Raw genomic sequence first — 14798 nt, 5'->3', positions numbered from 1 at the left:
TGGCGACCGGCGGAGGGAATGACATGCTTGCCAAGGCGCCCGGAAAATACGGCTTCGACGCCGCCAAACTCAATCGCATCGACGCCTTCCTGAAGGAACGCTATCTCGACACGGGCAAGCTGCCCCACGCCCAGATCCTGATCAGCCGGGGCGGCGAAATCGCCCACTTCAGCAGTCAGGGCGTGGCGCGGGAAGGCTCTGCCCGGCAGATCGACGAAAGCTCGATGTTCCGAATCGCCAGCATGACCAAACCGATTACCTCGGTCGCCTTCATGATGCTGGTCGAGGAGGGAAAGGTCGCGGTCGACACCCCCGTCCATGACATTCTGCCCGAGTTCAGGGACGTCGGCGTCTACAACGGCGGCGGCGCGGGCGTGCCGTTCGCGACCCGGCCGGCGACCGAGCCGATGCGGATGCTCGATTTGCTGCGCCACACCTCGGGGCTGACCTACGGCTTTCAGAACCGTAGCAACATCGACGCCGCCTATCGGACCAGCAAGTCCGACGCTGGACCGGTCGAGAACTGGTACGGCGAAGCCGATCTCGACACCTTTGTAGCCGACCTCGCCCGTCTGCCTCTCGAGTTCTCGCCCGGTGAGGCATGGAACTATTCTGTCTCGACCGACGTCCTCGGCGCCGTGATCCAGCGTGTCTCCGGCATGCCGCTCGACCGCTTCCTTGCTGAACGGATCTTCACACCGCTGGGCATGAAGGACACCGGCTTCACCGTGCCGGCCGAGAAGGCTGACCGCCTGCCCGACTGCTACGCCTGGGCCGGACCGGCCATGGGGCGGGTGATGTATGACCGCGGGGCCGAGAGCGTCTGGCTGCGCAAGCCGAACCTGGTATCCGGCGGCGGCGGCCTCGTCTCGACCGCGCTCGACTATCACCGCTTCTGCCAGATGCTGGCGAACGGCGGCGAACTGGATGGAACCCGGATTCTCGGCCGCAAGACGATCGAGCTGATGACCATGAACCATCTGCCCGGAAAGTCAGACCTGTCGACCCTGTCGCGCTCCCTGTTCAGCGAGACCCAGAACGGCGGCATCGGCTTCGGCCTGGGCTTTGCGGTGACGCAGGACGTAGCCAGGGCGATGATCCCGGGCTCGGTCGGCGAGTTCTACTGGGGCGGAATGTTCACCACCGCCTTCTTCGTCGATCCGGTCGAGAAGCTGCACATGGTGTTCATGACCCAGATGAGCCCGTCGATGCTCTATCCGATCCGCCGTGAACTGAAGACGCTGATCTACTCGGCCCTGATCTGACGCCTGCGCCCCTCCCGTTACGGGGCGGCGACGACCTCCAGATACGAAATCGCCGCTCCCGCCGTGAGGCGGAAGCGGCGTTTTCATGTGCACCGCTTCGGTCTTACCAGCGGTAGCCGAGCGTGACGCCGAAGGTCCGCGGGCGGCTGTAGCGGTTGGCCAGCGGGATATCGCCCTGCTGCAGCTTGAGCACCGGGATGACCTCGTCGGTCAGGTTCTTCACAAAGAAGGCCACGGTCGTCCGCTGGTAGTTGAAGCCGACGCGGGCATCGATGTTGTCGATGTCCTCGAGCGGGATGGCCGGCGCGGTGGCCGTGGCCGTATCCTGCACCCCGCCGCGCTGACCGTTGTAGGCGATGTTGAAGAAGCCGGTCAGGTTCTCGCCGATCGGCTGGGCGTAGTTGACGTTGGCGGACATGGTCCAGTCCGGCGTCTGCGCCACCGAGCTGCCCAGAACCGGGGCGCCCGGAGCCGTGACGACCTCGACCCACTCCGCCTCTTGGCGCGCCCCGTTCAGGTTGAGCGTCAGCTGGCCCGGCCCGACATCGAACTTGCTGTCCAGCGCCACCTCGAGACCGCGGACCTCGACGGTGCCGCCGTTGATGTTGAACACCGAGCCCACCTGGCCGCACACGTTCAGGACGGTACAGCCGTCCAGGACGCTGGCGATCGCGTTGTCGGTTTCCGAGGCGTATGCCGACACACGCAGGAAGACGTTGTCGGTGAGGTCGGATTTCAGGCCGACTTCATAGCTGGTGGTGTCCTCGTTCTCATAGGTCGGACGCAGCGGGTTCGGGGCGACCGGAACGACCGCGCCGTTGTTGACGCCGCCGGCGCGGTAGCCGGTTCCGGTCCGGGCGTAGAGGAGCGTCGGCATCGACCCGGTCAGACGATAGCTGGCCATCGCCGCGTAGCTCAGGTTGTCCTGTTCGAAGGTGTAGGTCGTCGAGGTCCCGACCGGTGTCGTCGTGTAGAGGTTGAAATCGCTCTGGGTCGCCGTCTTGTCGTCGCGGCTGTAGCGGAGCTCGCCGCTGACCGACCAGGGGCCGGTATCATACTTCAACGAGCCGTAGACCGCACCCGAGCGGTACTCGGACGGGGCGACCCGGTGGCTGCCGAACGGACGAGGGAAGACCGTCGGGCAGTTCAGCGCCGTTGGCGTCAACCGGTAGCAGATCGGCTGGGTCGGCGTGCCGCCGCAGATGCCGGACGTGGCCGTCTGCACGCAGGGGCTGGTCACCGTGTCACGGGTGTAGAAGTCGTCCTGCATCAGGGCTTCGGCGCCTGCCAGCCACTGCAGGCTGCCGTCCATCGCTTCGCCGGCGAGCCGGACATCCTGATAGAGCGTCTTGTCCTCGGCGAAGGTCGAGGTCTGGGCCAGCGGGTAGAAGCCGATCTGTCCCTGGGACTGGAACATGGCCTGGGTCGCGAGATCGACGCCTCCGGCGAAGTCCTGGGCGGACTCCGACTGCAGGGCCATGGTCGTCGACGTCAGGGTCGCCCAGCCGAAATCGTAGTCGGCAGTGAGCATCGCCCGCTGCACGGTCTGGTGCAGCCCGTTATCCACGTCCTGCGGGATGTCATAGCGTGGGCCGGTGTAGCCCAGCGGCAGCGTCGGCAGACGACCGGCCGGGATCACCCACTGGTTGGCGAAGGTCGGCAGGTTCATGTCCATCGCATCGACGAGCAGGTTCACATCGACCGGACCGTCGCTGTAGCGGACCTGACCACGGACGATGTAGCCGTCCGTGTGGTCGTAGTAGCTGTCCTGATTGGGGTTGTAGTAGATGCCCCCGCCCTGGCCGGTGACCTGGGCTCCGAACCGGACGGCGACCGTGTCGCTCAGTTGCTGGTTCACGACGCCTTCGACGCGCATCTGCGAAAGGTCGTCGGTATAGGTCGCCGAAACGCGGCCGCCGTCCCGGAACGCCGGCCGGGCCAGAACGATATTGACGGTGCCGTACTCGGAGTTGCGCCCGTAGAGCGCGCCCTGCGGCCCCTCGAGGACCTCGATCCGGGACAGGTCGAAATAGTCGATGCGCTTGAAGTTGCGGCCGCCCAGCGTGCTGCTGCCCACATAGGCGCCGTTCACGAACAATCCCACGGCGGAATCGGCGCTGGTCGCGCGCTGGGTGCCGGAGCCGCGGATGGAAATCTCGGCGAGGTTCTCGGCCTGGACGCCGTTGAAGCGCACGCCCGGCACCGTCTGGAGCAGGTCGCCGGTCCCCTCGACAGGGCCCTTGGCCTCCAGCTGTTCGTCGGTCAGGGCCGTGATCGTGGCGGGCACGTCGCGGATCGCTTCCTCGCGCCGGCGGGCCGTGACAACGACATCGCCCAACTGGGTGGCTGCAGTCTGTTCGTCGGCCGCCTGGCGCGCCGGATCCGAACCACTGGTCTGGGCCATGGCGACCCCGGGACCCATCGCCGCAATCAACGCGATCGACGAGCACGCAAGCAAGCGTAACATGCCTTTTCCTCCCCTGATGTTTTAGCGCCGGCTTTTTGGTGCCGGCTGATGGCGGTACGACACTGGCGATCTGCTCGCCCTGCGGATCTTCGGCCCTCGTCTGGCTACAGACCCATCAGCCCCATCCGAGACAGCTCGGACAATGATCGAAGTTTTGTCGTACAAAACTTGACACGCCCCTCAACGGGGGCGTTCCCTCTCCCCAGACGTCTTCAAGAACGTCGGGGAGTGAATGTCAGAAACACGCGAATCCCGTAGCGGCCCCGGGCTGAAGATCGCCGTCATGGCGTCGGCCGGCGCCGCGGTCGAATGGTACGACTTCTTCATCTACGGCACGGCCGCCGCCCTGGTGTTTCCACACCTGTTCTTCCCGGCGGACCTGCCGCCGTTGGTGGCGCAGATCGCGTCTTTCAGCACCTTCGCCGTGGGTTTCATCGCACGCCCGCTCGGCGGCATGCTGTTCGGACATTTCGGCGACATTCACGGGCGCAAGCGGGCCCTGGTCGTCGCCATGTTCTTGATGGGCGGCTCGACCACCCTGATCGGATTCCTGCCCGGCTATGGCCAGGTCGGGATCCTGGCGCCTCTCCTGCTCGTGGCCCTACGGTTCGCCCAGGGCCTCGCGGTCGGCGGCCAATGGGGCGGCGCCGCCCTGCTGGCCATCGAGAGCGCTCCCGAGAATCGGCGCGGCTTCTACGGCAGCTTTGTCCAGGTCGGCGTGCCGCTGGGCGTGGTGGTCGCCAATGGCGTCTTCCTGATCGTCGGCGCCCTGACCTCCGACGACGTATTCATGAGCTGGGGGTGGCGCATCGGCTTCGTGGCCAGCGTGGGCCTGATCTTCATCGGCATGGCATTGCATCTCGGCGTGTCAGAACCGGCCGGCGAAGGTGAAGCCGCCCCGCCGCCGGTGGCTGGGGAGCGGCGCCGCTCGCCCCTCGCCGAGGTCGCCCGCGGTCACTGGCGCGCCATCCTGCTCGCGGGCGGGGCCTTCGTCGCCAACAACACCTGCTTCTATGTCGCCATCACCTATGTGGTGGCTTACGGCACAACCAGCCTGGGCATCGATCGCAACATCCTGCTGATGGCCGTCATGGTCGGAAGCGTCCTGATGGTTCCGTTCCTGATAGGCTGCGGGGCGCTTTCAGACCGCTTTGGCCGGCGCGGGATCTTCCTGGCCGGCGCTCTGCTGTCCGGCATCTGGGCGTTCGTGGCCTTCCCGCTGATCGGGACAGCCTCCCCGACGGCCATCATCCTCGCCGTCACGGTCCAGCTCGCCTTCATCAGCATGATGTACGGCCCGCAGGCCGCGCTGTTTGCTGAGCTGTTCCCCAAATCAGTGCGTTATTCCGGAGCGTCGCTCGGCTACCAGATCGGCTCTGTTGTCGGAGGCGGGTTCGCCCCCATAGTCGCCACTGCCCTGTTCGCCCGATACCAGGACACCGTGCCGATCTCGATCTATCTGGCGGCGATGTGCGCGATTTCGTTCATCAGCGTGATCATGCTCGGCCGCCACCTGCCGGCGAACAGCCGTACGACCGACCGCCTGCAAATTTCCCAGCCGAACCGCCAGGAGGCATCGCAATGATCGACACCAGCAGACGGACGTTCCTTGGCGCGGGCGCCCTTCTGCCGGTCGGCGCCGCGAGCCTCCAGGCGGCCGCGCCTTCGAGCGACCGGATCGAGGCAGATCTGGTTCGCTACGTCGGCTTCGGCGAAAAGCGTGCCGGCGGCGCCGGCGACACCGCCTGCGGCGAATGGCTGGCGGGCGAACTGGAGCAGGCCGGCTACGTACTGGAACGGCAGACCTTCCAGACACCCTTTTTCGAGGCCTCCCGCGCCGAACTGGTCAGCGGCGACGCACGCGCTCCGGTCCTGCCGCAGCCCATCGTCATCCCGACAGGTCCCGACGGCGCCGTCGGCCCGCTGGTCCGGGTCGATGGCCAGGGACGATTCAAGGGAGCCATGGCCGGAGCCATCGCCCTGATCGACCTGCCGCACGGGCGTTGGTCCTCGGCTCTGCCGAGACCTGTCCGCGGCCCGATCGAAGCGGCCTTCGCCGCCGGCGCCAAGGCCGCGGTCGTGATCACGAACGGCCCGACCGGCAAGGTCATCGCCCTGAACGCCGACGGCCGGCGGCCGATGTTCCCCGGCCCCGTCGCCCTGATCGCGCCTGAGCACGCCAGCGCTTTCCTGGGAATGGCGATCGAAGGTCGGGACGCCCGCCTTTCGATAGAGGGTCAGGGCGGCACGCGTCCCGCCTTCAACTTCGTCGGCCGCCTCGATCGCGGCAAGGACCGGTGGCTGGCCATCTCGACGCCGCGATCCGGCTGGTTCACCTGCGCCGCCGAACGCGGCCCGGGCGTCGCGGCCTGGCTACACCTGGCCCGCTGGGCCACGACCGCGCTTCGGGACTACAACCTCGCCTTCATCTGCAACACCGGGCACGAGTACGAATACCTGGGCGCCGCCGAGGCGATGAAGCAGATCGCGCCTCCGCCTGAGGCGACGCGCTTCTGGCTTCACCTCGGGGCGAATGTCGCGGCCCGCGACTGGCACGACATTCCGGGTCACCCGTCGCCGTTGCCGAGCGTCGACAGTCAGCGTTTCCTGTCCGTCAGCCCCGGGTTGCTGCCACTCGCCCGCTCCATCTTCGCCGGCCAGGCGGGGTACGAGGCGCCCGTCTCCAGCGCCGTACTCGCGGCCGGTGAGCTCGAGGAGGTCATCAAGGCCGGCTATGCGCCCGCCGCCGGCGTCTTCGGCATCCATCGCTACCACCACGTCGCCGAGGACGACGAGCGTTGCCTCAACCCGCCGGCCACCCTCGCCGCGGCCGAGGGGTTCCGACGTCTGCTGGAGGCTGTGGTCGCGAGCTAGAGCGACGGACTGCTATCCACGGCGATGATCGAAGCGGTCATGAGCCCGGCCGCGCCAGCAGCAGGGCCTGATCCAGGACGCCGCTGTGCATCAGACGGCGGCGCGGAAAGCTGGCGATTTGCGGTCCGAACTTGCGGGGCCCGGAAGCGCCGGCGCTCGAATGAGAGCGGCTTTACGAAGCTCGCTTCCGAATCAGCCTGTTACGCCGACAAGTTGGCACTGGACTGACCGCACAGCCAAATCCGGAACCGACGACGAGGACGGACCGGACGGCCCTGCGGCCGCCCGGTCGTCACCCGGATTCGTCAGACGATCCAGTCGCGCATCGAGCCGGCGTCGAAGCTGTGGTCATCGATGTGCGGTCCGAACATCCCGCCGATGAACAGCGGCGCGTCGCCGAAGCCGTGGAAGCCGGTGAAGCCGGTCTCCATACCGCCGCCGGCGTCCGCGCCGTCGAAGGCGAGGTCGTCCTGCACGGGCAGGACCAGCGGCCCCGCCTTGTCGGCCAGGGCCGGCAGGACGAAGGCGTCGTCGTCCTGAAGCGGCGAGACCAGCGGCCCGGCGTCCTTGGCCGACGGCTCCGGCGCGGCGGCGCCGTGAGTGTAGGTCAGCACCGTCTTGGTGTTGCCGGTGAGGAAGCGCACCGCCTCGATGCTCTCGACGTAGATGGTCCCGTCGCGGCCGGCGACGGTGTCGACGATGCGCCAGCCCGAGCCCTCGGTGGTCACCGTGTACTGGGCCTGGGTTCCGCGGACGTGGACCTCGTCGTATCCCGCGCCGCCGAACAGCCGGTCGGAGCCGCCCATCCCCTTGAGGATGTCGTCGCCGATGCCGCTGGTGATGGTGTTGTTCCCGGCGTTGCCGGTGCCGTAGAATTTGTTGTTCCCGACGTAGAACATGTCCTCGATGTTGGCGGCCATGACGTGGGCCCCGACGTGAGCCTCGATGGTGTCGTGGCCCTGACCGGCGATCTCGACGATCGTGTCGTAGGCGTCGAGCACATACAGATCGTCGCCCAGCCCGCCCTGCAGCTGGTTGGCCAGCCCCTGACCGCCGGCGAGGATGTCGTTCCCCGCGAAGCCGAGCAGCGTGTCGGCGCCGAGACCGCCGCTGAGGCGGTCGCCGAGCGCGCCGCCGACGAGAGTGTCGTTGAAGGCGGAGCCGAGGATGGCCTCGATCGAGGTGAAGGTGTCGGTGCTTCCGTCCCCGTCGTTGACCGCCCGCATGTTGTCGAGACGGGCGTGCACGCCCGCCGCGGCCTGCGAATAGTCCGCCGTGTCGATGCCGCCGCCGCCGACGAGGGTGTCGACGCCGCCGCGACCGCGGAGCAGGTCGTCGCCCGCCCCGCCGGTCATGACGTTGTTGAGCGCATTTCCGGTGCCGGAGAAGTTTCCGGCGCCCGTGTAGATCAGGTTCTCGACGTTGTTGGCGAGGTTGTAGGCGTTGATGCGCGCCTCGACCGTGTCCGTGCCCTGGCCGTCGACCTCGACCACGGAGTCCAGCGCCTCCAGCACATAGCGGTCGTCGCCGAGGCCGCCCTGCAGGGTGTTGCCGGCGCCCGCGCCGCCCCACAGGACGTCGTTGCCGCCCTGGCCGAGCAGGGTGTCGGCGCCGAGGCCGCCCTTCAGCGTGTCGCCGAGCGCTCCGCCGACGAGCAGGTCGTTGAAGGCGGAGCCGGTGATGGCCTCAATGGAGGTGAAGGTGTCCGTGCCGCCGTCACCGTCATTGGTCGAGCGCATGGTGTCGAGACGGGCGGTGACCCCGGCCGCGGCCGAGGTGTAGTCCGCCGTGTCGAAGCCGTTTCCGCCGTTGAGGACATCGACGCCCGCGCCGCCCGCGAGCGTATCGTCGCCGTCGAACGCGTTCAGGGTGTCGTCGCCGCCGAGCCCGAACAGGCCCTCGAACGAGGAGCTTCCGATCAGGGTCTCGCCGGCGCTGCTGCCGACGCTGTTCGAGAAGAGCAGGGCCGAGACCAGCAGGTCGGTCGTGCCGAAGCGCAGGCGTTCGACGTTCGTCAGGCTGTCGGAGCCGTCGAGGCCGGTCACGCCCACGCCGTTGCTCGAAACCACGCCCGCCGGGCCGTCGGAGAAGACGGCCGTATCGAAGCCGGCGCCGCCGTCGATGGTGTCGTTGTCGCCGCCGCCGGTGATCAGGTCATCGCCCGCTCCGGCCTGGATGTCGTCGCGGCCGGCCGTGCCGTTGAGCGTGTCGGCGTTGGGGGTGCCGAGGATCTCCGTCGGCAGGGCGTGGCCGTTCGGATCGAACAGGCCGTCCGAGAACTGCAGCCGTTCGACATTGGTCAGAACGTCGACGCCGTCGGGCCCGGTGATCTGCAGTTCGCCGCCGGGCAGGAAGGCGAAGGCGTAGTCCGCACGGACGCCCGAGAAAACGGCCGTGTCAGTTCCGGCGCCGCCGTCGAGCGCATCGGCGCCCGAACCGCCGGTCAGGCGATCGTTTCCGTCGCCGCCGGTGATGATGTCGTTCATCGAGCCGCCGTCGATCTTGTCGTTTCCGGCGCCGCCGTCGAGCGTGTCGGCGTCCCACTCGCCGAAGATGATGTCGTCGCCGGCGTCGCCGGTGACCACGTCCGCGCCGTTGCCGGCGGTGATGGTGTCGTTGCCGTCGCCGCCCGAGATCAGGTCGTAGCCGCGGGAAACGCCGTCGCCCGGGGTGTAGCCGAGCCCTGCGGCCGCGCCGTCGCCGACGATAACGTCGTCGCCGCCGTGTCCGAACAGCTGGTCGCCCTGGTAGGGGCCCGAGCCCGGCAGGCTGCCGTCGCCGGCGCCCTGGATGTAGTTGGCCTGGTCGTCGCCGTGGAGCACGTCGGCATGGATGCTGCCGACCACGCCCTCGACGCTGATCAGGGTGTCTGAGCCGTGGCCGGTGTCCTGCGCCACGCCCTGGATGCGCAGATCGACCGTGACGCCGACCGTTCCGGCGCCCGAGGACGTGCGACTGTAGCCGACGATGTCATTGCCTTCGCCGCCGTTCAGGGTGTCGGCGCCGTCCAGGCCGCGCAGGGTGTCGTCGCCCGCGCCGCCCAGCAGGATGTCCGCGAGATGGGAGCCCTCGATCGTGTCGGCGCCGCCGGCGCCGTCGGCCCGGCCGAAGCCGGTCAGGGTGTCGTTCTGTCCCGAACCGATGATCCCCTCGACGCCGTCCAGCATGTCGCCCTGGGCGTCGCCGCCCGACGCGAAATAGGTCCAGGCCTGCAGCCCCGTCTGCGGATCGGAGCCGTTCGGCGAGCGCTGAACGCTGACGCCGACGGTCGAGCCGTCGTAGGAGACGGTGTCGGTCCCGCCTTCACCGTAAATCCGGTCGCCGCCCGCCCCGCCGACGAGCACGTCGTCGCCCGCGCCGCCGTAGAGGGTGTCGTTCCCCTCTCCGCCGTCGAGGAAGTCGGCGCCCGAACCGGCCGCCTGGTTCGGGTCGTAGTCGATGTCGGCGTAGAGGGTGTCCGAGCCCGCGCCGCCGTACAGCCGGTCATCGCCGAAGCCGCCGAACACAAGGTCGATGCCGCCCATGGCGTAGGCCACGTCGTCGCCGTCTCCCATGCTGACGGTGTTGTTGGCGTCGCCCGCGTAAACGAGGTCATCCCCGCCGAAGGTATGGATGCTGGTGATCCCGATGCTGCGGATAACGTCGCGGTATTCGGTCGTATGAAGCGCGGAGATCGTTTCGAAATTCACGTAGGTCCCGCCGGTCACCAGGGCCAGGATGTCAAACTCGAAACCGGCGGAGAATTCGATTGAGACGCCCTCGTCCAGTCCATCCAGACTGACCAGCAGGGAGTCGCCGCCGGCGCCGCCGTCGGCGTAGTCCAGCAGGCCGACGCTGACGGCGTCGTTGCCTTCTCCGCCGAACAGTTCGTCGCGCTGGCCGTCGTCGAAGCGGGAGCCCCAGACGTTGCCGATGCGGCTGGAGTTGGTGAAGGCGCTGCCGGCGATGCTGTCATTGCCTGCGCCGCCGTCGATGCGGTCCTCGCCCGCCTCGCCGTACAGGATGGTGCTTTCAGCACCGCCCGTGATGATGTCGTTGAACAGGGTGCCGACGACGTCGAAGCGTTCGACGTTGGCGAAGCTCCCGCCCGCAACCGCCGTGATCGCGGCTGCGGCTCCGGCGGTCATATCCAGGGTGAGGGCGCTGTTGCGGCCGCGGAAATTGACCTCGACGGAGTCCGCGCCATCGCCGCCGTCAGCGGAGTCGCCGGCGCCCAGATAGATGAAGTCGTCGCCCGCGCCCCCGTTCAGGGTATCGACGGAACCGTCCTCCGCCCGCCGGTCTGCGGCGAGGTAGAAACGGACCGGAATGGCCATGTTGCCATACTCCGGACCCAGCTGGAGAACGGTTTCACCCGAGGTGAGCCCGTCGCCGTCGTGGTACAGGATGTCGTTGCCGGCATCCCCCTCGATCAGATCGGCTCCATCGCCGCCGACGAGGACGTCGCGGCCGACGCCGCCGCGCAGGGTGTCGGCGCCCGCGCCGCCGTCGATGCCGTCGCCGTAGCTGGCGCCGCTGGGATCGATTTCGTCGCCGCCGGTGATCACGTCGTCGCCGGCGCCGCCGCTCAGCAGGTCGCCGCCGGATCCGCCGTTGATGGTGTCGTTGCCGCCGTGTCCGTACAGACTGTTGGCGACGCCCCAGGTCCCGGCGCCGGTGATGGTGTCCGCCCCGCCGTACAGCAGGTTCCAGAAGGCGGCGTCGTCGCTGCCGGCGAGGACCGCGTTCAGGGCGCTGGCCGAAACCGACAGCCCGGCGAGGCCCAGCACGAGGTCGCCGGATTGCTCGATGCGGAAGCCGGTGATCGTGCCGGTGGTCGGCACGCCCCTGGCGGTGAAACCGCCGAGGCCGGTGCCGGTGAAGATCAACTGGATGGCGTAGCCGTCGGGATCGAGCGCGTTGATCACGGCTTGCGTCGCCGACGTCGACACCGACTGCCCGGCCTGGAGGACCGCAGCCAGCCGCGCGCGGCTGAAGTCGTTCATATCGATCACGAAATCGCTGGTGACGGTCGGCATGGTCTGATTCCCCCGGTGGGCGCGGCCCAAACAAACATACAGGGACACCACCACCTATGCGGGCGACACACTCCCCTGACGGCCAAGGTTAGGTGGCCAATTGCGGCGCTTCAATGATCTGATTTGCGCCCTGACAGGAGCCTTTCCGGACGCTCCCGCGCCGCCTTCGCCGCACTGCAATGGCCGTAAGCTTTGCTTGTAAATCGGAAGATGTAGGAGCCAGTCATTCGCGCGATTCTTGTAAATCGACGGTATTTGATGTAGCAGGTCGCGCCAGGCTGCCGGGAGCGCCACGATGTCGACGATGGCGTTTCTTGGCGGAACCTTGACCTTTGCGTCCCTGGTTCTTGCCTCCCCTGCTCGCTCCGGACCCGGCCAGGAAGTCGTTCCGCCGACGGAGGCGGCTGACATCGCATCGATCGTGTCCACCATCGAAGGCGCCCTGACCGGGGCCTATGCGCTGGGCGTACGCCCCGCGATGCGGGACGCGCACGCCAAGGGCCACGGCTGCGTGAAGGCCGAGTTCCGGGTCGGCGAGGCGCCGCCGGAGCTGAGGGTCGGGGTGTTCGCGGAGGCGCGGACGTACAGGGCCTGGATACGGTTCTCGAACGGCGCCGGCACGCCGCATGACGATCATGCCGGCGACGGCCGCGGCATGGCGATCAAACTGACCGGGGTGCCGGGCCGGAAGCTGCTGGACGCGGAGATCGACGCTCAGACGCAAGACTTCGTCATGATCAACCATCCGGTCTTCTTCATCCGGAACGTCGCCGACTACGTCCCCTTCACCACCCTGTCGCTGCAGGGCAAGTCGGACCAGTTTCTCGCCACCCACCCGCACGAGCAGTCGATCGTCGCGGCGATCATGGCGCAGACCGTCGATGAGATGTTCGAGCAGCGCTACTTCAGCATGGCGCCGTACCGGCTGGGCGAGCGCTACATCAAATTCTCCGCGCGACCGGTCGATTGCTCGACGAATGCGCCGATCGAAGAATCCACGGCGGCCGCGCCGACGGACCCGGACTATCTGCGCGAGGCCATGATCAGCTGGTTGGGCGAGAAGGACGCGTGCTTCCGGTTCGGCGTCCAGTTGCAGACGGATCCGGCCAGCCAGCCGATCGAGGACCCGACCATCCTGTGGGACGAGACCGCCGCGCCGTTCGTCGATGTCGCGTCCATCCGCATACCGAAACAGACGTTCGACTCCGAAGCGCAGCAGACCTTTTGCGAGAACCTGTCCTTCACGCCCTGGCACGCGCTGCCGGAGCATCGGCCGGTCGGCGGGATCAATCGCCTGCGGAAGGCGGTCTATGAGGCGATTTCCGACCTGCGCCATCGCCTGAACCGCGCCGCGCCCGCCGAGCCCACAGGAGACGAGACCTTTCACTGAGCGTCACACGCGACGCCCCTTGCCCGGGAAAAGCAGATGAAGCGCACCCTGAACGTCGCCATTGCGTCGACCGCGGTCATGTTGTGCGGCGCCATCGTCGTATCGGCGGCGGACGCTCCGCCCCCGGCGGTCGACCTGGAACAGGGGATCGATCAGGCCACGCTGGATCGCTATCACCACACCGACCAGGGCACCAGGCTGCTGCCGGCCGCCTGGCTGGCGGCGCTGGAGAAGCCGGACGGCAGCGGCAAGGTGATGAACACCGAGGACCTGCGCCGCTACGGCTTCCTGGTCGATAACGTGCAGACCGGGCCGGGCAATCCCTACGGCTGGCCGCTGGGATGGACCGTCAGCGACCCGGCACAGAACAATGGCGTGGCGATCGCGGGCTTCAGCTGCGCGATGTGCCACACCGGCCAGATCGAATACCAGGGCAAGGTGATGGTGGTCGAGGGCGGCCAGTCCATGATCGACCTCTTCCCCTTCATCGACTGGGTCGCCACCGCCTTCGCCGCCACGGCGACCGATCCTGTGATGCGCGCCAAATTCTTCGAAGACGCCATCGCGGCGGGCTATCCGGCCGATCGCATGGCGACCGACTTCGACGCGACCGTCGGGACGCTGAGCCATCTGCGGTCCTCAACGCCGGGGGCGAAAATCACCATGCTTCCGGGCGGTCCGGGCCGGGTCGACGCGGTGCAGGGGATCGCCAATCGCGTGTTCGGCACGGACCTGATGATCCCGTCCAACCAGCGGGACGCCACGGCGCCGGTCAGCTACCCCTATCTATGGGACATCTGGCGGCTGAGCTGGCTACAGTACAACGGGTTCATTCCGGCCAATGCGGACTCGCGCAACATCGGCGAGGTGCTCGGGACCATCGCCAAAACCAACTTCGTCGGACCGGACGGTTCGCTGAATCCGGAGCCGGAGCGCTGGCGGACCTCGGTTCAGATCCGGAACCTGCAATGGATGGAGGCGACGCTGCGGGGTCTGAAGGCGCCCACATGGCCGACCGGTGTGCTGGGCGACATAGACCAGGACAGGGCCACAGCCGGCCGGGAGCTGTTCGTCACCCACTGCACCGGCTGTCACGGAATCAAGGCGCTGCCGGACGGCAACTGGGACGTGACGGTGGTGCCGCTTGAGCACATCGGGACCGACCCCAATCAGGCGACGAACTGGGCCGGGTACACCTACGACCTGACGAAGCTCGGCATGTCCACGCAGACCCCGGCCAATGTGGGCACGAGCACGGCGATCAACGCGATCCGCAGACAGCTGTACGCCGACGCGGCGATACCCGCGTCGGAGCAGGATCCGGACGTCGAGTTCCTGGCGCCCTGCGGATACAAGGCGCGGCCGCTGATCGGGGTCTGGGCGACGCCGCCGTTCCTGCACAACGGCGCGGTGCGCACGGTGTTCGACCTGCTCAGCGACACCCGGCCGGCGACCTTCACGGTCGGGACGCGGGAGTACGATCCCGTCCACCTCGGCTATGCGGACGGTCCAGGCCTGAGGAGCTTCACGCTCGACACCTCGGTGTCCGGCAACTCCAATGCGGGCCACTGGTGGACGGACGACACCAGCAGGCCCGGCCGCATCGGCCCCAGGCTGAACGACGACCAGAAATTCGCGATCATCGAGTTCCTGAAGGCCGCGACCTACGACAACTATCCAACCGAAAGCCGCGCGGTCCCGGGGAAGGTCGCTTGCGCCGACCCGCCGGACTGGGCGCGACAGGCGCGCGCAGGCTGATCGGCCCCGTTGCGTCGCCAGGGCGC

The 14798-nt window shown here is 67.8% G+C and carries 7 protein-coding genes; 5 read left to right on the top strand and 2 right to left on the bottom strand.

All coding sequences use genetic code 11. From position 1 onward, the window contains the following. Positions 1 to 23: 23 nt before the first annotated feature. Complete coding sequence (locus GGR12_RS08570) at positions 24 to 1265, top strand: serine hydrolase domain-containing protein (protein WP_183204009.1); 1242 nt, start codon at positions 24 to 26, stop codon at positions 1263 to 1265. A 103-nt stretch (positions 1266 to 1368) separates the two neighbouring features. Here the strand turns inward: GGR12_RS08570 and GGR12_RS08565 are convergent, their stop codons facing one another. Beyond that, positions 1369 to 3732, bottom strand: coding sequence for a TonB-dependent receptor (locus GGR12_RS08565; protein WP_183204008.1), 2364 nt, complete (start codon positions 3730 to 3732; stop codon positions 1369 to 1371). 232 nt (positions 3733 to 3964) lie between these two features. Between GGR12_RS08565 and GGR12_RS08560 the strand changes: the two genes are divergently transcribed. Continuing rightward, on the top strand, positions 3965 to 5317 hold the full coding sequence (locus tag GGR12_RS08560) for an MFS transporter (protein WP_183204007.1): 1353 nt from the start codon (positions 3965 to 3967) through the stop codon (positions 5315 to 5317). Further along, positions 5314 to 6606: a hypothetical protein gene (locus GGR12_RS08555; RefSeq protein WP_221212306.1), complete on the top strand. Its 1293-nt coding sequence runs from the start codon at positions 5314 to 5316 to the stop codon at positions 6604 to 6606. The genes GGR12_RS08560 and GGR12_RS08555 overlap by 4 nt, the downstream gene beginning before the upstream one ends. A gap of 305 nt (positions 6607 to 6911) precedes the next feature. Here GGR12_RS08555 and GGR12_RS08550 read toward each other — a convergent pair whose 3' ends face one another. After that, on the bottom strand, positions 6912 to 11624 hold the full coding sequence (locus GGR12_RS08550) for a beta strand repeat-containing protein (RefSeq protein ID WP_183204006.1): 4713 nt from the start codon (positions 11622 to 11624) through the stop codon (positions 6912 to 6914). Positions 11625 to 12045: 421 nt separating this feature from the next. Between GGR12_RS08550 and GGR12_RS08545 the strand changes: the two genes are divergently transcribed. Both GGR12_RS08545 and GGR12_RS08540 read left to right on the top strand, forming a co-directional pair. Beyond that, on the top strand, positions 12046 to 13014 hold the full coding sequence (locus GGR12_RS08545) for a catalase (RefSeq protein WP_183204005.1): 969 nt from the start codon (positions 12046 to 12048) through the stop codon (positions 13012 to 13014). Positions 13015 to 13050: 36 nt separating this feature from the next. Continuing rightward, positions 13051 to 14772: a di-heme-cytochrome C peroxidase gene (locus GGR12_RS08540; RefSeq protein WP_183204004.1), complete on the top strand. Its 1722-nt coding sequence runs from the start codon at positions 13051 to 13053 to the stop codon at positions 14770 to 14772. Positions 14773 to 14798: the final 26 nt, after the last annotated feature.

This window comes from Brevundimonas lenta, from assembly GCF_014196335.1.
GTDB classification, from domain to species: Bacteria; Pseudomonadota; Alphaproteobacteria; order Caulobacterales; family Caulobacteraceae; genus Brevundimonas; species Brevundimonas lenta.
The sequence above is the reverse complement of the archived record's forward strand: the minus strand, read 5'-3'. Positions and strand labels throughout refer to the sequence as shown.

What these genes read in the sequence shown, in the direction of transcription:
- GGR12_RS08570 (WP_183204009.1), top strand. Translation starts at nt 24, where the DNA reads ATGCTTGCCAAGGCGCCCGGAAAATACGGCTTCGACGCCGCCAAACTC.
- GGR12_RS08565 (WP_183204008.1), bottom strand. Translation starts at nt 3,732, where the DNA reads ATGTTACGCTTGCTTGCGTGCTCGTCGATCGCGTTGATTGCGGCGATG.
- GGR12_RS08560 (WP_183204007.1), top strand. Translation starts at nt 3,965, where the DNA reads ATGTCAGAAACACGCGAATCCCGTAGCGGCCCCGGGCTGAAGATCGCC.
- GGR12_RS08555 (WP_221212306.1), top strand. Translation starts at nt 5,314, where the DNA reads ATGATCGACACCAGCAGACGGACGTTCCTTGGCGCGGGCGCCCTTCTG.
- GGR12_RS08550 (WP_183204006.1), bottom strand. Translation starts at nt 11,624, where the DNA reads ATGCCGACCGTCACCAGCGATTTCGTGATCGATATGAACGACTTCAGC.
- GGR12_RS08540 (WP_183204004.1), top strand. Translation starts at nt 13,051, where the DNA reads ATGAAGCGCACCCTGAACGTCGCCATTGCGTCGACCGCGGTCATGTTG.